The following is a 21,957-nucleotide window of genomic DNA, read 5'->3' as shown; positions in this document are numbered from 1 at the left end:
TTGGCATTGCAGATAACTCCCTTATTCTCGGACAGCGTTTGGGGGAACTTTGTGGACACGGGCCAAGCCTTGAAACCGATATAGCGATCACGAACATTTCTTTAGATCTTATTGGGCAAACCCGAAGTTATTATCAATACGCCGCAAAATTAATAGCTGGAGACAAAACCGAAGATGATATCGCCTTTTTGCGATTGGAGCGGGAATATAAGAATGTTTTATTGGTGGAACAACCCAATACACATTTTGGTTATGTAATGGCAAGACAATTCCTGTTCGATGTGTACCATCTCCTATTTTTGGAAAAATTACAGTACAGCAAGGACGAACAATTAGCAGCCGTGGCAAAAAAGGGTATAAAAGAAGTGAGCTACCATAAACGATTTTCAAGTGATTGGGTAAAACGATTGGGGGATGGCACAGAAGAAAGTAATCTAAAGATGCAGGAGGCCATTGATGATCTCTGGCGTTTTACCAATGAAATGTTTCAAATGACAGAATGGGACACAATGATGGCTTCTGAAGGAGTTGGTGTAGACGTCACACAATTAAAAGAAGCTTATTACACTGAGATTAAAGAAGTGTTGAAAGAGGCTACGCTTACAGTACCGGAAAGCACCTATTTTACAAAAGGCGGGAAAGAAGGAATACACACGGAGCATATGGGGTACATCCTGGCAGATTTACAGTATATGCAACGCACCTATCCCAATATGACCTGGTAGCGATATTTTATAAAGAATCAGGGGTGTCGTAAACGCTGCTTGTCTGTATTCGCACTGGAGTAAACGTTTTCGAGACATATTATAAATAAAAATGACCATTACTGCTCCCAACATACAAAAAGATCTCATCCCAATTCTGGAAATGGTTTCCGATCCCGAAATTCCGGTACTCACCGTATTGGACTTGGGGGTTATTAGGGAAGCTGTGGAGCAGGAGGGAACGGTTTATATCAAATTAACGCCTACCTATTCGGGGTGTCCGGCCATGGATGTGATTGGTGATGATTTAAAGGCGGCCTTCACCAAGATAGGAAAGAAAGCAGAAATAGAACTCGTATTGGCACCTGCATGGACAACCGATTGGATCAGTGAGAGCGGAAAGCGAAAGATGGAAGTGTACGGTATTGCAGCTCCTTTAGAGGAAACAGCCGATAAAGAGGCACTTTTGGGAAATGCAAAAGTAGTGAAATGTACCAACTGCGGAAGCACGAATACTCATTTGGTAAGTCAGTTCGGCTCCACGGCCTGTAAGGCACTCTTTAAATGCGATGATTGCCAAGAACCATTCGACTATTTTAAATGTCTAAAATAATGTTGGGCCTTCGAACTACCATATACATTGTGCCAAATCTTTCGGAAGCAAAGGATTGGTACTCCAATGCGTTTAAGGTTGACCCGTACTTTGATGAACCTTTTTATGTGGGCTTTTCAATAAAAGGATTCGAATTGGGTCTATTGCCGGAAGAAGGAGCATCGATACCCCGGGGGGAGAATGTATTATCGTATTGGGGTGTAGCGGATATTCAACAAGAATTCGAACGCCTCCTTACCTTAGGAGCTACACAGCACGAAGCCCCTAAAAACGTAGGTGGTGAACTGATGGTAGCCTCGGTAAAGGATCCATGGAATAATATTATAGGGTTGATTTATAACCCTTATTTTAAAATTGAATAAGTTCGTTTTCCTTCATAACGAAATTCGAAGAAGAACGAAACAGCTAAAATAATTGGTATGAGCGAAACATCAATTGCTTTAAAAATTGAGAAGAATACAGCGTGGATAACGCTCAACAGACCGGATGTCTTCAATAGCTTTAATCGAGAGATGGCATTGGGTTTTCAAAAACAACTAGATCATTGTGCATCTCAAGCTGCGGTACGAACCATTGTTATTACCGGAAGTGGAAGAGCTTTTTGTGCGGGTCAGGATTTAAAGGAAGTCACTTCTCCCGAGCTCAACCCCGGTTTCAAAACAATATTGGAAGAACATTACAATCCTATAATCCAACGAATCCGAACTATAGAAAAACCCATTATCGCTGCGGTTAATGGGGTGGCCGCCGGTGCCGGGGCCAATATTGCGTTGGCTTGTGATGTGGTGGTCGCTTCGGAAGCAGCGAGTTTTATTCAGGCATTCAGTAAAATAGGACTCATCCCGGACAGTGCGGGAACCTTCTTTTTACCAAGACTTATCGGATTTCAGAAGGCATCGGCCTTAATGATGCTTGGTGATAAGGTCTCTGCCAAAGAAGCCCAAGAACTGGGAATGATCTATAAAGTTTTTTCTGCCGAAGATTTTGATGCAGAAGTTACTGTTTTAGCCGAAACCCTGGCACAAATGCCTACGAAAGCCTTGGGGATGACCAAACAGCTGTTGAATCAATCCATGACGAACGATTTAAATGCGCAGCTAGAAATGGAATCTACATTACAAATTGAAGCCGCACAAAGTGACGATTATGCAGAAGGTGTTGCCGCCTTTGTAGCAAAAAGAAACCCTGTTTTTAAAGGAAAATAAATGATTGAAAAAGTAGGAATAATAGGTTCGGGAACCATGGGAAGCGGTATTGCACAAGTGGCTGCAACAGCCGGTTGTACAGTGAAAATTTTCGATACCCAAAAAGAGGCTCTGGAAACGGCCAAAGCAAGTTTGGAAAAAATCTTGAGCCGACTCGTGGAAAAAGGACGTATTGATGCGAATGAAAAAAATAGCATGCAAAAGAACATTCAATATGTAAATAGCTTAAAGGACTTGGCAGATTCACATTTGACCATTGAGGCCATTGTAGAGAATTTGGATATAAAAAAGAAGGTGTTTCAAGAACTGGAAAGCTACGTTTCTAAGGAATGTATTATAGCCTCCAACACTTCCTCTTTGTCGATTGCGTCTATTGCTTCCGCTCTGCAACTGCCGGAACGCTGTATAGGTATACATTTTTTTAATCCTGCACCCCTTATGAAATTAGTAGAGGTGATTCCGGCTATTCAAACTTCCGAAGCAACCTTACAATCGTCGGTCGAAACAATTAAAGATTGGGGAAAAACGGTTGCGATTGCAATAGATACACCAGGGTTTATAGTGAATCGGGTTGCACGACCGTTCTATGGAGAAGCGCTTCGGATTTATGAAGAAGGGATAGCCGATTTTGCAACTATCGATTGGGCGATGACCTCGAAAGGTGGTTTTAGAATGGGCCCCTTTGAGTTGATGGATTTTATTGGAAACGACGTAAACTATACCGTAACAGAAACTGTTTTTGAAGCCTTCTACTACGACCCTAGATACAAGCCGGCCTTTACTAATTTCATAAGGGGTGCAGGATTAAACGTTTTGCAGAGGCGGGATACTTGGGGCGAAAGTCGGGGAAAGGATATTATAACTACACCGAAGGAGCAGAAAAACCTGCCCCAAACAAAAACGAAACTTTGGGACAAGGTATTTTTGACCGTGTATTGGTAATGCTCATAAACGAAGCGGCAGATGCCTTGTTTTGGAACATCGCTTCCGCCGAAGATATTGACAATGCCATGACCAAAGGGGTGAATTATCCTAAAGGATTGTTGGCGTGGGCAGATGAGAAGGGCATCGATTGGTGCGTTCAAAAAATGGACGAATTATACACAGAATATCATGAAGACCGCTACCGATGCTCGCCTTTGCTTCGAAAAATGGCCAGAGAGAATAAGATATTTTTTTAATATTGGATGACTTTCTCGATAGAGACCAATACTATGAGGGATGTAAAACGTAATTTTATAGCATTATGACGAAAACAGGGAATGGAAGGAGATAAAATACCATATAAGATGCTTTCTCAGGATGCATTTAGTCAATGGCTGGGCATTGAGATCCTTGACTGTGAGGTTGGGCGGTGCAAAGTAGGTATGACGGTACGCGATGATATGCTTAATAGTATGAATAAAGCCCATGGCGGAATCAGCTATTCGTTGGCAGATACAGCATTCGGCTTTACGGCAAATACTCACGGGAAATACGCCGTTTCTATTGAAACCTCTGTGAATCATATTTCGGCTTTGGAAGCAGGAGATTATCTTACGGCCGAAGCGATTCTGGATGAACAGCGTACAAAGCTAGGGTTTACTATTGTTGAGGTGAAAAGAGGAGACGAATTGGTAGCATTGTTTAAAGGTGTCGTCTATCGTACCGCAAAGGACTGGGAAGAATAGTAACGCTAATGAAAATAGCGAATATAGAATTTTAAAATTTTTAAACTTTGAAAGAAGCATATATTATTGACGGCATTAGAACTCCCATTGGAAACTACCAAGGTACTTTGAGTGCTGTTAGAACTGATGACCTGGGTGCCTTGGTGATTGCCGAGATTGCTAAAAGAAATCCAAACATTCCTAAGGAAGCCTACAATGATGTTATCTTAGGCTGCGCAAATCAGGCCGGCGAAGATAACAGGAATGTCGCTCGTATGGCGCTGCTGCTGGCAGGACTGCCATTCACCGTGCCCGGTGAAACAGTCAATAGACTGTGCAGCAGCGGACTCTCTGCTATTGTACATGCCAGTCGTGCCATTAAGGCCGGTGACGGAGATCTATTCATCTCCGGTGGGGTGGAAAACATGACTCGTGGTCCGTATGTGATCGCTAAACCATCTTCGGCATTCGGAACAGATGCAAAAATGTACGACTCGAGTTTCGGATGGCGGTTTGTGAACCAAAAGATGCACGACCTCTACGGAACCGATGGCATGGGAAATACCGCCGAAAATTTGGTGGAAAGGCACCATATCACACGAGAAGATCAGGATGCATTCGCATATCACAGTCAGATGAAAGCTGCGAAGGCGCAAGAAAACGGTAGACTGGCTAAGGAGATCGTGCCTGTTTCTATTCCGCAGCGAAAGAAAGATCCTATTATTTTCAAAGACGATGAGTTTATAAAACCGGGGACCACCAAAGAGATCTTAGCGAAATTACGTCCGGCTTTTAAGAAAGATGGGAGTGTAACCGCAGGAAACAGTTCCGGACTTAATGACGGTGCTGCGGCTACCATCATTGCTTCCGAAGCAGCAGTAAAAAAATATAATTTAAAACCCATGGCGAGAATCGTAAGTTCTGCCGTGGTAGGAGTAGAACCAAGAATTATGGGTATCGGTCCCGTGGAGGCTTCTAACAAAGCATTAGAAAAAGCCGGATTGACCATGGGCGATATGGACGTGATCGAGTTGAACGAAGCGTTTGCATCTCAAGCATTGGCCTGTATCCGTGAATGGGGACTTGCCGATGACGATGCGCGCATCAACCCCAATGGTGGTTCGATCGCGATAGGACATCCCTTAGGTGTTACCGGTGCACGTATCGCCTATTCAGCCGCATTGGAGCTTCAGCTTACAGGGAAACGCTATGCACTCATCACCATGTGTGTTGGGGTTGGACAAGGTTATGCCGCTATCATCGAAAATGTAGATTTATATATATGAAAATTCTTATCATAGGAGGAAATGGTACTATAGGTAAAAAAGTTTCTGAAAGGTTCTCAGAAAACCATGATGTCATCATTGCCGGAAGAACTTCGGGCGATGTTACGGTTGATATTTCAAACGTACAATCGATTTCTGAAATGCTTCAGAAAGTAGGGAATGTAAACGCTATTGTAAATATTGCCGGGGATGCGAAATGGGATAAATTTGATCATCTTTCCGAAGAAGATTTTTATATAGGTATCAAGAGTAAATTGATGGGACAGGTGAATTTAGTTCGTCTGGGTAGAAAGTATCTTAAGCCCGAAGGTTCCATTACTTTGACCACAGGAATTTTAGCAGATGAACCGGTAGATATGACCACGAGTGCTGCAATGGTAAATGGAGCCGTTCAAAGTTTTGTAAAAGCAGTTGCTTTGGAAATGGATAATGGTCTGCGCGTGAATGTGGTTTCTGCCGACTTAGTAGAAGATGCGTATGAGAAATACAAAGATTATTTTCCGGGGAACACACCTGTATCCATGCGTAAGGTGGTGGATGGATATGTGAAGTGCGTAGAGGGTAGAATAAACGGTAAGATTGTAAGAATAAGAGCATAAAGATGAGAACCGTGACGGTTTCAAAATAAAAATATAGAGTCGATGAAGACACAACATTATGTAACGGGAAAATGGGTTGATGGAAGTGGAGAAGGGAGTCCAATCCTTGACTCCATTACCGGAGAACAGTTTACCAGTGTTACCACAGAAGGTTTGGACATTCCTGCCATTCTTCAGTACGGAAGGGATAAAGGCAATGTACTTCGGAAGATGACCTTTCAGGAGCGGGGAAATATGCTTAAGAAGCTTGCTTTGTACCTTACCAAACGGAAGGATGCATTTTATGAATTGAGTTACCGTACCGGCGCGACCAAGATCGACAGTTGGATCGATATCGAAGGAGGTTTTGGAAATTTGTTTGCCAATGCATCGCTTCGGAAACTATTTCCTAACCAATCCTATCACGTAGAAGGTGACCCTATCGATCTTTCGCGAGGAGGACGTTTTATGGCCCATCACATCATGGTGCCTCGAGAAGGCGTAGCTGTGCATATCAATGCATTTAATTTTCCGGTTTGGGGAATGTTGGAGAAATGTGCCGTGAATTGGATGGCGGGTATGCCCGCAGTTGTACTTCCGGCACCACAAACGGCATACCTGACTGAAGCCGTGGTAAAGGAGATCGTGGCTTCAGGAATACTACCCGAAGGAGCCATTCAACTCATTAGCGGTACGGCGCGAAACATTTTGGATACAGTGCAATCGCAGGATGTGGTGACATTTACCGGATCCGCAAGCACGGGTAGAAAACTTAAGAATCATCCGCAACTCATTGAAGAATCAGTTCCGTTCACCATGGAGGCCGACTCTCTTAACGCATCTATTTTGGGCGAAGATGCTGTTCCGGGGACGCCGGAGTTCGATCTGTTCATAAAAGAAGTTCGTAATGAAATGACCGTGAAATGCGGACAAAAATGTACTGCGATTCGTAGAATTATCGTTCCTGAAAAAGTTATGGAAGATGTACAGATCGCTTTAGGAAATGCATTGGATAAGGTCACCATTGGCGATCCTCGCCTCAAGGAGGTCCGTATGGGTTCGTTGGTGAATGACGCACAGCGTACTTCAGTAAAAGAGCAAATTCATAAAATCGCGCAAACAGCGCAAATAGTATACGGCAATTTAGAAGAAGTTGAAACGATTGGAGCCGATGCAAAAAAAGGCGCGTTTATAAGACCTATTTTACTTAGAGAAGATAAGCCGTTACAGAACGAAGCCGCGCATACAACGGAAGCCTTTGGACCGGTAAGTACCTTGATGCCCTACAAGAATTTGGAGGAAGCTATTGCCCTTTCTAAGATGGGAAAAGGTTCGTTGGTGAGTTCTATAATAACCAACGACAATAAGATTGCGAAGGAATATACCATTGCAGCTGCCACACACCACGGCAGGATTCTAATTTTGAATAGGGAAAGTGCCAAACAGAGCACAGGACACGGTTCGCCACTTCCAAACTTGATCCACGGCGGGCCGGGGCGTGCCGGGGGAGGCGAAGAAATGGGAGGTATGAGAGGGATCAAGCATTATTTACAGCGATGTGCAGTTCAAGGGTCACCAACCACACTTACAGAGGTTACCGGGATCTATCAGCCCAAAGCAGAATACAAAGAAGTTCAAAAACACCCGTTCGCCTATCATTGGGAAGATATCGAGCCCGGAATGTCCCTGCAAACGCATAAACGTACGATCACCGATGGGGATATCGTGAATTTTGCAAACCTCACTTGGGACCACTTCTATGCACATACCGACATCACTTCCTTGGATGGAAGCATCTTCGAAAAACGAACTGCCCACGGTTATTTTATTTTAGCGGCTGCGGCAGGACTTTTCGTGTATCCAAACAAGGGCCCGGTCGCTGCAAATTACGGTCTCGAAGAATGTCGCTTCTTGCGCCCCATCTATCACAACGATACCGTATATGTGCGGCTTACCTGTAAACAGAAAATCGACCGCGATCCGCGAGGAAAGGAGCTTCCCAGCGGCATTGTAAAGTGGTATGTAGAAGTGTTTGATGTGGAAGATGAACTGGTTGCCATTGCAACCATCCTTACCATGGTTCAGAAAAAACAAACAGTATTTACTGAAATGACTTCGGAAAAAATTGAAGAATTGCTTCAGCAGCTCTCTGAAGATTCAAAACCGCAATGGGGCATAATGACCCCCCAACACATGCTTGAGCATTTGGAATACACCTACAAAATAGCTTCCGGAGAAATTCAGGATTTTGAGGTTGCTACGCCGGAGAAATATCTGGAGAAGACGCACGAGTCGTTATACAATTACGAAAAATTCCCGCGGAATACCAATTTTCCTTTATTGGAAAAAAACACCTTGGAGCCTTTAAAATATGATGATCTGGAAACAGCCAAAAAGAAGTTTCTGGAAGCGCGGGAAAATTATCTTACTTTTTTTAAAGAAAATCCGGATGCCCAACTTAAAAATATAGTTTTCGGTGACCTAAACAGATTTGAATGGTATTTATTAGAACGAAAACACCTAAACCATCATTTTGAACAATTTAATCTATTGGATTAAATTGTTCAAAATTCCCGCGAAAGCGGGAATCTTATAAAAACGTATTAGGTGTGAAAAAATATAGTTTTTATATGATTACAAATAAACCAAATGGGGTTTTGTATATAGGCTGTACCGAACGATTAAAAATTAGAATCAGTCAACATAAGAGAAAGGTTCACCCGAATACTTTTTCAGCTAGATATAATTTAAATAAATTAGTTTATTTTGAAAATTTTGAAACTAAAGAAGAAGCAATTAAACGAGAAAGGCAGGTAAAAAAATGGGAAGAGATTGGAAAATAAAAAGGGTTGAAGAAAGTAATCCTACATGGAAGGACTTATATGAAGTTCTATAAAAACTAAAAATTAATTTTAAAAGAATCCCGCTTTCGCGGGAAATAAATATGACACAACCATACGTAAAACAAGATATCGCAAACGGAATTTCAACCATCGAGTTCTTTCATCCCGCTCACAATAGTTTGCCGGGGGACATCCTTCAGAAATTAGTGGACGAGATCCAGAAAGCTAGTGTAAACGATGCTGTTAGAGTGATCGTGTTGAAAAGTGGAGGAGACCGAACTTTTTGTGCAGGAGCCAGCTTTAAAGAGCTTATAAACATTAATGACGCTGAAACTGGACGGGTGTTCTTTAGTGGTTTTGCCAACGTGATCAACGCCATGCGAAAGTGTCCTAAGTTCATCATTGGTCGTATCCAAGGGAAGACCGTTGGCGGAGGTGTAGGTGTGGCTTCGGCTACCGATTACTGTATGGCTTCGAAATATGCATCGATTAAACTGAGCGAGTTGAACGTGGGGATTGGTCCATTTGTGGTAGGACCTGCCGTGGAGCGCAAATTAGGTCTTAGCGGCATGTCGCAGATCGCAATTGATGCCGATAGCTTTTATGACGCCGAATGGGCCAGACAAAAGGGATTGTACGCACAGATATTTGATTCTACCGAAGCTTTGGACGAGGCCGTTACTACGATGGCTGAAAAACTATGTACCTATAACCCGGAAGCCATGAAGGAGATGAAAAAGGTATTTTGGCAAGGTACCGAAGATTGGGACGAACTGTTGGCCGAACGAGCAGCCATTAGCGGTCGATTGGTATTGTCTGAGTTTACGAAGGAAACCCTGAAACGTTTTAAATAAACTAAAAAGTTCAATAGGTCAAAATTTTCTAGAACAATGTATATTCTAATGTATGATTTACAGTTTTAAAGGACATATCCCGGTAATTCACGAAAGTAGTTTTGTTCATCCGTTGGCTGCTGTAACAGGTAATGTCATTATTGGCAAGAACTGTTACATTGGACCGGGTGCGGCCATTCGTGGCGATTGGGGAGAGATCATACTAGAAGACGGGGTGAATGTTCAGGAAAATTGCACCATACACATGTTTCCAGGGAAATCCATCGTGTTGAAGGAAGGAGCGCATGTAGGTCATGGAGCAATAATTCACGGAGCCAACTTGGGGCGTAATTGCCTTATTGGAATGAATAGTGTAATCATGGATGATGCCGAGATAGGTGATGAATGCATCGTTGGTGCGATGAGCTTTGTGAAAGCTGAAACTATTTTTGGTAAAAGAAAGTTGATCGTTGGGAATCCTGCGAACGCTATAAAAGATATTTCCGAGGATATGATCGCCTGGAAGACTGCCGGAACTAGATTGTATCAGCAGTTGCCTAAAGACTGCTTTGAAAGTTTAAAGGAAGTGGAGCCACTACGTGAAATTCCGAAGGACCGTCCTGTACAAGAAGATTTTTATAAAACATTACAAGAGCTTAAGCGAACCGAATAAATGAAGGAGTTTGAATTTAAAATGCCTAAAATGGGCGAAAGCATTACCGAAGGGACCATCATCAATTGGTTGGTCCAAGAAGGAGAGTCCTTTAACGAGGGAGACATCCTCTTGGAAGTTGCAACCGATAAGGTCGATAACGAAGTTCCGGCCCCGGCAGGAGGTACCATGCTTGCACATCGGGCAACGGCAAAGGAGGTAGTTCCCGTGGGAGCTGTAATCGCATTGCTAGACCTTTCTGAAATTCCTTCGGGAGGCGCTAAACCATCGAAGACGGGGGGTATTGCTTCCGAAGCAAAAAACAAGCCACGTAAAGAGCCTGCAAGTATAATACCAAAGAAATCCTCAGCAACTTCACAATTTACGCTGAATAAGAATGTGTTTATAAGTCCGTTGATCGATAGTATTGCCCGTAAACATCATATAAGCTATGAAGAACTGGCGCGTATTCCGGGTACAGGGAAAGATGGCAGATTACGCAAAAGTGATTTACTTCAGTATATTTCAGAAGGCAGGCCTTTCCGGTTCGCCCAAATGGTTCCTGAAGTATCCGGGTTTCAAATACCGGATCTAAAATTCGATAAAGGTACCGGTAAGATCGTGGAAATGGATCGTATGCGACAAATGATCGCGGATCATATGGTTTTCAGTAAGCATACAGCACCTCATGTTACCGCCTATGTCGAAGCAGATCTCACCGATATGGTCCAATGGCGGAATGCTCATAAAGAAGAATTTCAGAAAAAGTATACTGAAAAGCTCACCTTTACACCCTTGTTCGTTGCCTGTGTCGCAAAAGCCATACAGGCCTATCCCATGATCAATTCTTCCATGGAAGGCAATACCATTATTGTGAAAGACGAGATCAATATCGGAATGGCTACAGCCTTGCCCAGTGGGAACCTCATTGTTCCCGTGGTTAAGAATGCCGATAAGATGAACCTTCAGGAACTGGCTGCTGCAACCAACCAGTTGGTAGCTAAGGCCCGGGACAACAAGCTAAAAGGCGATGACACCAAAGGGAGTACCTTTACCATTAGCAATGTAGGAACCTTTGGCAGCCTCATGGGAACACCTATAATCAATCAGCCGGAAGCAGCCATCTTGGCTACCGGGATCATTAAAAAACGGGCGGAGGTCATGGAACGTGAAGATGGCGACCATATCGAAGTACGCCACATGATGTATCTGTCCTTGTCGTTTGACCACAGGATCGTTGACGGTTATTTGGCAGGTTCGTTCCTACGCCGAATCGCCGATGAGATGGAACAATTTGAAGGGAAAATGGATGTTTAGAGATATGACGGGTCCGTCCGTCGTTTCTCGTGACTCAAACTAGTTGACAATGAATAAAGATATATTAAACAAAGCCTATATAAATCTGGTCACAGCCAAGGCTATGACCGAGATCTACGAAGAAAATTTTAAGGTCGTATCCAAATACGTGCATGCCACCTCCAGAGGACATGAAGTGATCCAAACAGCATTGGGGATGCAATTGTTACCACAGGATTATGCCTTTCCGTATTATCGGGATGATAGTATGCTGCTCGCTTTAGGAATGGAACCGTACGACCTTATGTTACAGGTTTTGGCCAAAAAGGACGATCCGTTTTCCGGTGGAAGGACCTACTACTCGCATCCCAGTTTACGCAATGACGATAAACCCAAGATTCCGCATCAAAGCAGTGCTACAGGGATGCAGGCCATTCCGGCTACGGGAGTGGCATTGGGCTTTTGGTATAAGGAATCTGAGAACTTACACAATCCTAAGGAAGCACAACCATTGGTAGTTTGTTCGTTAGGGGATGCTTCTGTAACTGAAGGAGAGATCGCCGAAGCCTTTCAAATGGCTGCCTTAAAACAGTTGCCTATTTTGTATTTGGTGCAGGACAACGGCTGGGATATTAGTGCAAATGAAGCCGAGACACGTGCCCAGAATGCGTATGAGTACGCAGCAGGGTTTCATGGTTTAGAGGCTATTTCTATCGATGGCACCGACTTTGAAAGTTGTTATTCTACCTTAGCAGATGTTATTGATACCATACGAACCGAACGGCGTCCCTTCTTGGTTCATGCCAAAGTTCCCTTATTGAACCACCACACTTCGGGAGTGCGCATGGAATGGTATCGCGATGATCTGGAAGAAGCTCGCAGTAGAGACCCTTACCCCAAAATGCGAACTTTATTGCTAAAAAATGGTTTTTCTGAAAAGGAATTGGAAACAATAGAGGCATCAGCCAAGAAAAAAGTTTCTGCTGCCTTAGAGAAAGCACTTAAAGCCGAAGATCCAAAACCGGAAGATCTGTTTACCCATGATTTTGCTCCTACCGAAATTACTGAGGAGAAGGGGGAACGGTCGCCAAAAGGTGCAGAAAAGGTGGTGATGGTGGACTGTGCGCTATTTGCCATTGAAGAGCTAATGGCGAAGCATAAAGAATGTTTGTTGTACGGACAGGATGTAGGTGGACGGTTAGGAGGCGTCTTTCGGGAGGCAGCAACCTTGGCGCAAAAATTTGGAGATAATAGGGTCTTTAATACGCCTATTCAAGAAGCTTTTATTGTAGGCTCGACCGTAGGAATGAGTGCCGTGGGTCTTAAACCAATCGTGGAGGTGCAATTCGCCGATTATATCTGGCCGGGTTTGAATCAATTGTTTACAGAAGTAAGTAGAAGCTGCTATTTGTCGAACGGGAAATGGCCGGTTTCCATGATCCTTCGCGTGCCCATAGGAGCCTATGGAAGCGGAGGGCCTTATCACTCGTCTTCGGTAGAAAGTGTGGTAACCAACATACGCGGTTTAAAAATAGCCTATCCCAGTAACGGGGCAGATCTTAAGGGATTGATGAAAGCAGCGTATTACGATCCCAATCCCGTGGTCATCTTTGAGCATAAAGGGCTGTATTGGAGTAAAGTGCCGGGCACTAAAGGAGCGACATCTATAGAACCGGCAGAAGATTATGTGTTGCCTTTTGGTAAAGCATGGGTGCTTCAGGAGATCTGGAAGAAGGAAGAGGAAGAGACGCTATCGGTCATCACCTACGGTATGGGTGTGCATTGGGCGATGAATGCTTCCGAAGCTTTGGGTATGCAGGACAGCATAGAAATTGTAGATCTACGAACATTGCATCCTTTGGATTACGAAACCGTCTTCAAATCGGTTGAGAAATGTGGTAAATGCTTGGTCGTTACCGAGGAACCTTCAGAAAACAGTTTTTCAAGAGCCTTACAAGGTAGAATACAAGAGGAGTGTTTCCAGTACTTGGACGCACCGGTCATGGTGATCGGTTCAGAAAACATGCCTGCCATTCCATTAAACAGTACACTGGAAGAAACCATGATTCCATCTACCGAGAAAGTGAAAAAGAAGATATTGGAGTTGTTGGATTATTAATGGGGTGCTTTTTAAACATTATAAAGAAATAAAAAAGGGAGCTTTTCAGGCTCCCTCTTGTATTGGATAGTTAGTGACTCAATGCTATAACTTTACTAATTTCACAGTCTTAACTGCTTCACCCACTGTTACACTGGCGAAATAGGTGCCGGAAGCCTGTGCGGAGAAATCGATGTCCATTTTATTTGAATCTCCTTCCATAGCCAATACTTGCTGTCCTAACACGTTGAATACGGTAACCATTGAAATTGCTTCGTTTGCCTTGATAGTCACGATATCCTTCACCGGATTTGGATAAAAATCGAAGCCCTCAATGACAACATCTTCCGTTCCTAGCGTAGGGTCGTAAATGAGCAGATCGAAAGTCGCTCCCACGGGCATAGCAGATTGATCTTCGGTATAAATAGCCCAATTGCTGCCGGTATACCAAACTCCAATGGTCTTATCTAATACAACGTTAGAGGTGTCTCCGGTAACACCCCAATTGTGGCTTGCTACGAAAACCGCATCGGGATTACCATCCAACAGAGGGTGGGAGATCGTTGTCCAGTTGTTCGTTATATTTCCCACATCTGCTTGGTGACGCATGTTTTGCACCCCTTCTCCTTCCACTACCACAAAAAAAGCTGCATCAGTGGGAATGGAGGTAAGGTCTTCTGCGTAGATGATCCAATGGTTGGTTCCTGCTGTATCATCATACCAAAACCCGTAGTTTTGATCGTTGTAGACACCATTTGGGTTCCAATATGTAGTTAACAATGCAATAGCGTTTGGGTTTCCGTTCAGGGCCGGGTCGTTAAGGATGGTGTAGGCCGTACTCGACCCTTGATTTCCGGCATTGGAAACATGGGTGAAAGCCTCTGTTCCTTGAGCAATATAAATATTGAAAGAAACATCGGGTTGCATAGATGAATTGTCTTCATTAAAGACACACCATTTGTTTTCAGTAATGCTGTAAAAAGCTCCGGTCTTTTTATCGTTATAAACCCCGGTGCCATTGGAAGGATTCCAATTGTGGGTAACGATAATTTTTGCCGTTGGGTTGTTATTGAGATCCGGGTGGTCAATATAGGTCACGGCAGATGTGATATTTCCGGGATTTGATGTGTGCACGAACATATGGGGTTGTGCAAATGCGAAAGCTGTCCAAAGAACAACTAAAAAAGTAAGAATCGTTTTCATAAGTTTAGATTTATAGTTAATATTGAGAGCAAACCTATGAGATAAGTCTTTGTAAATCAAGAGTTAAAAGATCCTAAATGCACACGGGGGTTTTCCTGCTTTTTAAGGGAATAGCCCTTTTATGTAATTCAAAATGAGACGAAAGGGGATGATGGAGTGAAAACAGTTTTTTTGAAGCAACGCATATAAAGGCTTCTGAATAAAGGAATAGGAAACGATTTTATAAAAAGAACAAGCGAATAAAAAAACCCTCATTTAGATGAGGGTTTTTACTGTTACCTGGTCATGGTGCCGGGAGGATATTTTGCGAGTATCTCACTCACGATTTCTCTAATTCGTTCTTCTTTTTTATCCATATTGCGTGTCACGAGATTGGAAGTACCCATACCTTGCCAAACCAACTCATTGGTTTTTGCGTCGATAAGATCGATATAAAGGGTGCCCTCTGTTGTGGTAGAGACAGAAGTGTTGTATCCGTTCCCAAACCACCAAGGATTCCATCCCCAACCGAAACCAAAATTATTATTATACACATCTACACGCTCGCGCTCCTTTGTAAAGATGCTCACGAGAATGTCCGGTGTTTCCGATTTGTTCATTCCTTTCGCCGAGAGTTCGGTGTCTATCGCTCGAAGAATACGTTTCTTATCCAGATCGGATATCTTGGCCTTGTCGATCCCTGGCTTATAAAAGGCATACGTATTGTACGTGCTAAAATTTGCTTGTCGGTCATAATCGGTGGCAACGCGAACCGTGGTACACGAAGCCGCCACGAAAAGCAATAAGAGGGGTAAAAATTTTAAAGCTTTCATAGTAGATTTTTTAATTACAGTAAAGTATCATCAACAAAATTTGGAAGCGTGACCACTAAGTCCGGAGTGTTTTCCATAGCTCTTTTTATGGCGAAAATAGCTTCTTCGTTCCGTGCCCAACTGCGTCGTGCGATTCCATTATTCACATCCCAGAAAAGCATGGATTCCAGACGTCTTTGCGCATCATTACTACCATCAAGAACCATACCAAATCCACCATTAATAACTTCACCCCAGCCCACGCCACCGCCGTTGTGGATGCTTACCCAGGTAGCTCCGCGAAAGCTGTCTCCAATGACGTTGTGAATGGCCATATCGGCTGTGAAGCGGCTTCCATCGTAAATGTTAGAAGTCTCACGATATGGAGAGTCGGTTCCGGAGACATCATGGTGATCCCTACCTAGTATCACCGGGCCGATTTTCCCTTCTGAAATGGCCTTATTAAAGGCCGATGCAATGTTAATCCGGCCTTCACTGTCGGCATATAAGATACGCGCTTGTGATCCCACGACCAATTTGTTCTCCTGTGCCCCTTTAATCCATTTTATGTTGTCACCCATTTGTTGCTGAATCTCCTTCGGGGCATCTTGCATCATGGTTTCTAGGACATTGTTGGCGATGGCATCGGTCTTGGCAAGATCTTCTTTAGAACCCGAGGCACAAACCCAACGAAAGGGGCCAAACCCATAATCAAAACACATAGGGCCCATAATATCTTGTACGTAGGAAGGATATTTGAAGTCAATTCCATTAGAGGCCATGATATCGGCTCCGGCACGGGAAGCTTCCAACAGGAAGGCATTTCCGTAGTCAAAGAAATAAGTACCCTTAGCGGTATGCTTGTTAACCGCTTCTGCGTGACGACGCAGTGTTTTTTGAACTTCTTCTTTAAATTTTTTAGGATCACTTGCCATAAGCGCATTGGCTTCTTCGTAAGTCATCCCAACAGGGTAATAGCCACCTGCCCACGGATTATGTAAGGAAGTTTGGTCGCTTCCAAGATCGATGTGAATGTCTTCTGTGTCGAAATGCTCCCATACATCAACCACATTCCCATCATAGGCAATCGAAACCGTTTCCTTAGCTGCCAAGGCTTCTCGTACGCGATCACTCAAAGCGTTGAGGTCTGAAATGACTTCGTCTACCCATCCTTGACTGTGTCTTGTATGAGTTGCTTTTTTATTGACTTCGGCACAAACAGTCACGCATCCTGCGATATTTCCCGCTTTGGGCTGTGCACCACTCATGCCGCCCAATCCGGAAGTGACAAAAAGACCACCTTGGGGATCTTTTTTTATTTTTCTGAAACCATTTAATACCGTAATCGTTGTTCCGTGAACGATCCCTTGCGGACCGATATACATATAGCTTCCCGCGGTCATTTGTCCGTATTGTGTGACGCCAAGAGCGTTGAACTTTTCCCAATCATCGGGTTGGGAGTAATTGGGGATCATCATACCGTTGGTAACCACTACTCGGGGTGCGTCTTTGTGAGAAGGGAACAAACCCAGCGGATGACCGGAGTACATTACTAGGGTTTGTGTTTCGGTCATTTCTGAAAGATACTTCATTACAAGTCTGTATTGCGCCCAATTTTGAAATACAGCACCGTTACCGCCATACGTGATTAATTCATGCGGGTGTTGGGCAACGGCATGATCTAAATTATTTTGGATCATGAGCATGATCGCCTTTGCCTGCTCACATTTCCCGGGATAATCGCTAATAGGTCTTGCAAAGATCTCATGGTCCGGCCGAAATCGATACATATAAATACGGCCATAGGTATTGAGCTCTTCTTTAAATTCGGGTAAAAGGGTAGCATGATGTCGTGGCTTAAAATAACGTAACGCATTTTGCAAGGCCAATTTCTTTTCTTCCGCAGAAAGTATTTCCTTTCGTTTTGGTGCGTGGTTAATGGAGGAATCGTAGGGTTTCGGTTGTGGCAATTGATCGGGAATTCCTTGCTGTATTTCTTCAGAAAATGTCATGAGATGCTTACAAATTTAAGGTTGCTGAATCGATGTGTCTGCAAAGGGCACTGATGCTATTCTTTTTGTTGTTGACTATTGGTTTTTTTGTTGAATCCATACGGGCAATGACGGCAGCCGCTTTCACAGCAATAACCGCGTTTTAAGTGGTATTGCTCAGTAAAGCACCGATAGCCCTCGGGAGTTACATAATAATCACCTTCCTCGAGAGGAATATTTTTCTTAGGGAATAACATCTTACAAAAGTAACATTTTCTTACCTTGAACACATGATAGTTGTGGTGAATCGATTTTTGCTTCGGAAAAATTTTTTAGGAATAACGCTTTGGCCCTTTATTATTCTGAAGCATGCTTCGCTTCGAGAAGATGTGATTTTTCTCAATCACGAGCGCATCCACTTTCGGCAACAGATAGAATTGCTCGTACTTCCTTTCTATGTTTGGTATTTGTTGGAATATGGGATTAGGCTCCTTCGGTATAGAGACCGTTACAAGGCGTATCGAAACATTAGTTTTGAACGCGAAGCTTATAGGCACGAAAAAGACCTCGATTATTTAAAAAAGAGGTCTTTTTGGCGGTTTATCTATTTCCTGAATTAATTTTCTTTTTCTAGCGTAACGTTTGGTTCCTCTTTCTCCTTTGAAAGTGCTGCTGCATCGCTCAGATCCTTACGGATCTTCGGAACGTCTTTTTTAGCCGGTTCCACCAAAGTCGCTTCTTTTAATAGAATGGAACTGTTTTGCTCTGCTTGCAGTGTTAGTGTTTCTGCTTTAGAAGCAGTCATTTGCAAAGGTCCCGGTCCCACGGGGAGACGCAGTCCAACATGTTTGGACGTTACCCTACCTGAAGCATCCTTGGTGTCGGCACGATTAGCCACAATTTGCCAAGAAAAAGAAACATTGCTAGTGCCTCCTTGTAATTCTTTTACCGTAAACCCGTCAGCAGATTTGTTTGTAACATAGACACCGTTGCAATCGCCTTCCAGGGTAACAAAGACCTTTAAGGGATGATCGCTATCTACAAAAATAGCTTCCTTTAAAATAGGATCTATTTCAATACGTGCTTCTCCATTCACCAAGGTTCCTACACCATAATCCTGAAATAAGATCTCCGGTGTTTCCGGGGCGTACATGATGCGTGGAATTCCCTGTGAATCATTAATCAAAGTGGAAACAGATCCCGGACCAATGATTTTATAGTCGGTACCGGAGCTTCCGGCTGCATTGGTGTTGTGCCGAAGCCCGACAAAAGCATAACTGGGGGTTCCGTTGTTTACGTTCCCTCCGCTAAAGTAGCCTCCAAAGTAGCTATCGGCAGCAGCAAGAACGGGAATACCTCCGGTTCCCGTCGCGGCAATATTATCAAATCCTGCCAAAACTGCTGTTGCTCTAGTACCATTATTTGCTGCATTGGTCGTAATATCGTTATCGGTATCTAGTATAAACTGACCTCCATAATTTCCACGATTTCCATTAACCCTGCTTCCAAGACCTGCATAACCGTATACGCCCAATCGAGTGCTTGAGGCTGCAATTCCCGCACCGTTGGTTGGAATAACAATATTAGTGCTGTTATTCCCCACAGCTACTATACCACTGCCGGTAGTTGAGTTGCTTAGCGCATAAACTCCGGTATTCCCGGTTCCGGCTACTCCCGATCCTGTTGTGAGGGTATTTATACTTGTTCCGTTATTACCGACGCCACCTATACCCGTTCCGGTAGCGCTTGTAGAAAAACCAACACCCCCCATACTGCCATTCATCGTCGCTCCGGTACCCGATAAACTTACAAGACCGGCGTTGGCTCCTGAAGCAACCAAGCCCACTCCACTAGTACCTTGATTTCTAATAAATCCACCATATCCGGAATTGTTGTTTGCAATACCGAAAACTCCTACACCCGCACCATCTACTTGTCCTTGTATCCCTGTACCGTTAGCAGTGTTATAGCCCAGAACTCCTCTTCCCGTTCCTGTATTTTGTCCTATAACACCATTACCACTACCTACACTAGCTCCAAATACCCCTATTCCTGTAGCATCATTTTGCCCTTGAACACCGTATCCCGTACTGGTGCTAAAACCAATGACTCCACGGCCAGTGCCGGTATTGTCTCCAACCACGCCATAGCCTCCGCCCGAACTTGTCCCAATAACACCAAAGCCTATGGCGACATTTCCATACACACCAACCCCGTTCGTAGTTGCATTTTCTCCATAAAGGCCGATTCCATTGCCTCCTGAAGCATAGCCATTAATTACAGATTCATCTGTAGCACCGGTAACAGTAAAACGGTCACCGGCCACGGGCCCCGGATTGTTTACAGAAACCTGGCCATTCGCCAACAAACGAAGTCGTTCCGTGCCTGCGGTAGAAAACAGTAAAATGTCCGGGTCATTCCTATACATTCCGGTATTGGGATCGGCACTCCACGAATAGATAGGAGTTGCTGCCGTACCATCAGCATACGCCCAAAGCCTACCGCCGTTCGCTACTGTTGTTCCACTGCTAACTTCAAATCGGTCCAACGAATTGGTCTTGATTCGCATCGCCATGTTATCAGTCGTTCCCAAAAAATGTACCGTGTTGGTTGTTCCGGCATTTCCCAGTTTCGTCCAATCATCACTGGGAACAGAAGCTGCCGCGATTCGAACCCAACTGCTTCCGTCATTGTAATAATAGCCCGGAGTAACATCTCCTGCCGTATTCTTGTTGTAAACGACCATTCCTTGTATGTTTCCCGAAAGTGGTGACGGATTGGTCGTGGCGAGAAGATCTACACGAGGTAACAATAAACCTTTTGTATTGGTGGTAGCATCCCCAATTTCAAGTAATGCATCGGGATTTGGATTGGTATTTCCAATACCAACTTGACCATATGAAAACAAATTAGCAGATAAGATACATAGGAGGAATAAATGACCTCTGAAACAAAGTGAAGTTGATCGTTTCATAGCTCTAACTATTAGGGAATTATAGTCTAAGATACTATGAAACCGAAGTAATTAGTTGATAAGTACAGGGTATTCGATAAAATGTAAGTATAATCGATAAGTGTAAAGTCCGGTAGTTTAGAAATTTCTGAAATTAGAAAAGCCCTCAGGAACCTGAAGGCTTTTCTTACAAATTGATAAGCGGGGGTATTAGTTAGATTCTATTTTTTGATCACTTTTTTAGTAATAGAACCAACTTCTGTAGATACTTTTACAAAGTAAATGGCCGTTTCCAGATCTGATAAGTTCAACACATAGTGATGGTCTTCTTTATCCATGATCTCAACTACTCTTCTACCTCTTAGGTCGAACACCACGATATCGGTGATAACAGCGTTAGGGGAATGAATGTTAACTATATCTTCGGTTGGATTAGGATAGGTTGTGATTGAGGCTAAGACACTTGCTGAGGTGTCTAACACGGTATCACTCTCGAACATAATCGTAAAGCGCTGATCGAATGTTCCTTTATTGCTTTCAAACTCATAGGTAGATTCAGTAAGGTTTGTAAGGATATTTGTTTGATTGTCCAACAGGTATACGGTTGTTGATTCTATATGTATCCCTTCTATATTTTCGAGAGAGATCGTATATACAGCATTGGCATTGACCTGACTCGCAAACCCCATAGAGATCTTAGTGGTTGGATCAAAGGATTCTCTTGTTTGAATACCCAATTGAATCGGGTTGTTGTCGATATGAGAATACAAAGAGATGGCTGTGGCTAATCGCTTACTGTCGTACCCGGCATCCCACAGGGGTGTACCTATTGGATTAAATGCTATTAATGCATTGCTGCCTATTTCATACTCTGTATTGCGAACACTCAACCAGATCCTGTCGATTTCAAGTTCATCTGCCGGGTTACGGAGGGTTGTATTACCGCTAGTAAGACGCATACTGTTGTCGAAACTCACGGTTCCTGCGGCCATTGCTTTAATCGCAAACCCTTGTCCCGTAGATATAACACCATTGGGCGTTGTAGATGTACCGGGATCGTTTGCCGCTTTCACTCCTCCGGATAGATTGTACATAGAAATGTCATCCATGCTAAAGTTAATACTACCGGCGCCGGGGATACTTGGACTTGGAGCCGTTAAATGTTCCCAGAAGTAAATTTCATTGATCAATGGGTTAGCATTGATCAGGTCGATGGCAGAGATCGCTGAAGGATAAGGATTCGCCAATACGTTGGGTGTTCC

General features: G+C 43.6%; 20 protein-coding genes and 1 pseudogene. 15 read left to right on the top strand and 6 right to left on the bottom strand.

The genetic code is table 11. The features are described 5' to 3' along the window. The 14 genes and pseudogenes from paaC to AACZ11_RS11555 form a co-directional block, all read left to right on the top strand. Positions 1 to 725, top strand: a 725-nt coding sequence (paaC, locus tag AACZ11_RS11620) for a 1,2-phenylacetyl-CoA epoxidase subunit PaaC (protein WP_290628619.1), incomplete at its 5' end; no start/stop codon positions are given. Between the two features lie 91 nt (positions 726 to 816). Next, positions 817 to 1,317 carry a 1,2-phenylacetyl-CoA epoxidase subunit PaaD gene (paaD, locus tag AACZ11_RS11615; protein WP_290628618.1) on the top strand — a complete coding sequence of 167 codons (501 nt, stop codon included), beginning with the start codon at positions 817 to 819 and terminating at the stop codon, positions 1,315 to 1,317. After that, the gene (locus AACZ11_RS11610; protein ID WP_290628617.1) at positions 1,305 to 1,679 is read left to right on the top strand and encodes a VOC family protein; all 375 of its coding nucleotides are present in this window, start codon (positions 1,305 to 1,307) and stop codon (positions 1,677 to 1,679) included. Before paaD ends, AACZ11_RS11610 begins: the two co-directional genes overlap by 13 nt. A 57-nt stretch (positions 1,680 to 1,736) precedes the next feature. Further along, positions 1,737 to 2,522 carry an enoyl-CoA hydratase-related protein gene (locus AACZ11_RS11605; protein WP_290628616.1) on the top strand — a complete coding sequence of 262 codons (786 nt, stop codon included), beginning with the start codon at positions 1,737 to 1,739 and terminating at the stop codon, positions 2,520 to 2,522. Then, positions 2,523 to 3,703, top strand: a pseudogene (locus AACZ11_RS11600) (3-hydroxyacyl-CoA dehydrogenase NAD-binding domain-containing protein). Positions 3,704 to 3,784: 81 nt separating this feature from the next. Next, the gene (locus AACZ11_RS11595) at positions 3,785 to 4,192 is read left to right on the top strand and encodes a hotdog fold thioesterase (protein WP_290628614.1); all 408 of its coding nucleotides are present in this window, start codon (positions 3,785 to 3,787) and stop codon (positions 4,190 to 4,192) included. A 47-nt stretch (positions 4,193 to 4,239) separates the two neighbouring features. Continuing rightward, a complete protein-coding gene (gene pcaF / locus AACZ11_RS11590; RefSeq protein ID WP_290628613.1) occupies positions 4,240 to 5,457 on the top strand; it encodes a 3-oxoadipyl-CoA thiolase in 1,218 nt (405 codons plus the stop codon). Further along, positions 5,454 to 6,056 carry a short chain dehydrogenase gene (locus AACZ11_RS11585; RefSeq protein ID WP_290628612.1) on the top strand — a complete coding sequence of 201 codons (603 nt, stop codon included), beginning with the start codon at positions 5,454 to 5,456 and terminating at the stop codon, positions 6,054 to 6,056. Before pcaF ends, AACZ11_RS11585 begins: the two co-directional genes overlap by 4 nt. Positions 6,057 to 6,098: 42 nt before the next feature. Then, positions 6,099 to 8,594 (top strand): phenylacetic acid degradation bifunctional protein PaaZ, encoded by a 2,496-nt coding sequence (gene paaZ, locus AACZ11_RS11580; RefSeq protein WP_290628611.1) that lies wholly within the window; start codon positions 6,099 to 6,101, stop codon positions 8,592 to 8,594. Positions 8,595 to 8,644: 50 nt separating this feature from the next. Then, a complete protein-coding gene (locus AACZ11_RS11575) occupies positions 8,645 to 8,878 on the top strand; it encodes a GIY-YIG nuclease family protein (RefSeq protein ID WP_339832516.1) in 234 nt (77 codons plus the stop codon). 101 nt (positions 8,879 to 8,979) lie between these two features. Continuing rightward, positions 8,980 to 9,732: an enoyl-CoA hydratase/isomerase family protein gene (locus AACZ11_RS11570; protein ID WP_290628610.1), complete on the top strand. Its 753-nt coding sequence runs from the start codon at positions 8,980 to 8,982 to the stop codon at positions 9,730 to 9,732. A gap of 52 nt (positions 9,733 to 9,784) precedes the next feature. Beyond that, on the top strand, positions 9,785 to 10,384 hold the full coding sequence (locus AACZ11_RS11565; RefSeq protein ID WP_290628609.1) for a transferase hexapeptide repeat family protein: 600 nt from the start codon (positions 9,785 to 9,787) through the stop codon (positions 10,382 to 10,384). Then, entirely contained in the window at positions 10,385 to 11,680 is a 1,296-nt protein-coding gene (locus AACZ11_RS11560) for a dihydrolipoamide acetyltransferase family protein (RefSeq protein WP_290628608.1), read from the top strand. A 49-nt stretch (positions 11,681 to 11,729) separates the two neighbouring features. Next, positions 11,730 to 13,778 (top strand): alpha-ketoacid dehydrogenase subunit alpha/beta, encoded by a 2,049-nt coding sequence (locus AACZ11_RS11555; protein ID WP_290628607.1) that lies wholly within the window; start codon positions 11,730 to 11,732, stop codon positions 13,776 to 13,778. A gap of 84 nt (positions 13,779 to 13,862) precedes the next feature. Here AACZ11_RS11555 and AACZ11_RS11550 read toward each other — a convergent pair whose 3' ends face one another. From AACZ11_RS11550 to AACZ11_RS11535, 4 genes are all read right to left on the bottom strand, one after another. Next, positions 13,863 to 14,960, bottom strand: coding sequence for a T9SS type A sorting domain-containing protein (locus AACZ11_RS11550; protein WP_290628606.1), 1,098 nt, complete (start codon positions 14,958 to 14,960; stop codon positions 13,863 to 13,865). Positions 14,961 to 15,235: 275 nt separating this feature from the next. Next, complete coding sequence (locus AACZ11_RS11545; protein WP_290628605.1) at positions 15,236 to 15,772, bottom strand: DUF4136 domain-containing protein; 537 nt, start codon at positions 15,770 to 15,772, stop codon at positions 15,236 to 15,238. 14 nt (positions 15,773 to 15,786) lie between these two features. Further along, positions 15,787 to 17,763 (bottom strand): urocanate hydratase, encoded by a 1,977-nt coding sequence (locus tag AACZ11_RS11540; RefSeq protein ID WP_339832512.1) that lies wholly within the window; start codon positions 17,761 to 17,763, stop codon positions 15,787 to 15,789. Between the two features lie 56 nt (positions 17,764 to 17,819). Continuing rightward, positions 17,820 to 17,999: a DUF5522 domain-containing protein gene (locus AACZ11_RS11535; protein ID WP_290628603.1), complete on the bottom strand. Its 180-nt coding sequence runs from the start codon at positions 17,997 to 17,999 to the stop codon at positions 17,820 to 17,822. A 33-nt stretch (positions 18,000 to 18,032) separates the two neighbouring features. Between AACZ11_RS11535 and AACZ11_RS11530 the strand changes: the two genes are divergently transcribed. Further along, entirely contained in the window at positions 18,033 to 18,362 is a 330-nt protein-coding gene (locus AACZ11_RS11530) for a hypothetical protein (RefSeq protein ID WP_290628602.1), read from the top strand. Here the strand turns inward: AACZ11_RS11530 and AACZ11_RS11525 are convergent. Beyond that, positions 18,359 to 20,716: a hypothetical protein gene (locus tag AACZ11_RS11525; RefSeq protein WP_290628601.1), complete on the bottom strand. Its 2,358-nt coding sequence runs from the start codon at positions 20,714 to 20,716 to the stop codon at positions 18,359 to 18,361. The genes AACZ11_RS11530 and AACZ11_RS11525 overlap by 4 nt on opposite strands. A 200-nt stretch (positions 20,717 to 20,916) precedes the next feature. Beyond that, the coding region (locus AACZ11_RS11520; RefSeq protein WP_290628600.1) for a T9SS type A sorting domain-containing protein at positions 20,917 to 21,957 on the bottom strand (1,041 nt) is incomplete at its 5' end.

Origin of the sequence: uncultured Altibacter sp., from assembly GCF_963972995.1 — a bacterium.
Lineage (GTDB): Bacteria > Bacteroidota > Bacteroidia > Flavobacteriales > Flavobacteriaceae > Altibacter.
The sequence above is the reverse complement of the archived record's forward strand: the minus strand, read 5'-3'. Positions and strand labels throughout refer to the sequence as shown.

Excerpts from the sequence above, each read along its gene's own strand:
- AACZ11_RS11565 (WP_290628609.1), top strand. The coding sequence starts at position 9,785 with ATGATTTACAGTTTTAAAGGACATATCCCGGTAATTCACGAAAGTAGT.
- paaZ (WP_290628611.1), top strand. The coding sequence starts at position 6,099 with ATGAAGACACAACATTATGTAACGGGAAAATGGGTTGATGGAAGTGGA.
- AACZ11_RS11555 (WP_290628607.1), top strand. The coding sequence starts at position 11,730 with ATGAATAAAGATATATTAAACAAAGCCTATATAAATCTGGTCACAGCC.
- AACZ11_RS11530 (WP_290628602.1), top strand. The coding sequence starts at position 18,033 with ATGATAGTTGTGGTGAATCGATTTTTGCTTCGGAAAAATTTTTTAGGA.
- AACZ11_RS11535 (WP_290628603.1), bottom strand. The coding sequence starts at position 17,999 with ATGTTATTCCCTAAGAAAAATATTCCTCTCGAGGAAGGTGATTATTAT.
- AACZ11_RS11585 (WP_290628612.1), top strand. The coding sequence starts at position 5,454 with ATGAAAATTCTTATCATAGGAGGAAATGGTACTATAGGTAAAAAAGTT.
- AACZ11_RS11610 (WP_290628617.1), top strand. The coding sequence starts at position 1,305 with ATGTCTAAAATAATGTTGGGCCTTCGAACTACCATATACATTGTGCCA.
- AACZ11_RS11550 (WP_290628606.1), bottom strand. The coding sequence starts at position 14,960 with ATGAAAACGATTCTTACTTTTTTAGTTGTTCTTTGGACAGCTTTCGCA.
- AACZ11_RS11595 (WP_290628614.1), top strand. The coding sequence starts at position 3,785 with ATGGAAGGAGATAAAATACCATATAAGATGCTTTCTCAGGATGCATTT.
- AACZ11_RS11545 (WP_290628605.1), bottom strand. The coding sequence starts at position 15,772 with ATGAAAGCTTTAAAATTTTTACCCCTCTTATTGCTTTTCGTGGCGGCT.
- AACZ11_RS11560 (WP_290628608.1), top strand. The coding sequence starts at position 10,385 with ATGAAGGAGTTTGAATTTAAAATGCCTAAAATGGGCGAAAGCATTACC.
- AACZ11_RS11570 (WP_290628610.1), top strand. The coding sequence starts at position 8,980 with ATGACACAACCATACGTAAAACAAGATATCGCAAACGGAATTTCAACC.
- AACZ11_RS11540 (WP_339832512.1), bottom strand. The coding sequence starts at position 17,763 with ATGACATTTTCTGAAGAAATACAGCAAGGAATTCCCGATCAATTGCCA.
- AACZ11_RS11605 (WP_290628616.1), top strand. The coding sequence starts at position 1,737 with ATGAGCGAAACATCAATTGCTTTAAAAATTGAGAAGAATACAGCGTGG.
- paaD (WP_290628618.1), top strand. The coding sequence starts at position 817 with ATGACCATTACTGCTCCCAACATACAAAAAGATCTCATCCCAATTCTG.
- AACZ11_RS11525 (WP_290628601.1), bottom strand. The coding sequence starts at position 20,716 with ATGAAACGATCAACTTCACTTTGTTTCAGAGGTCATTTATTCCTCCTA.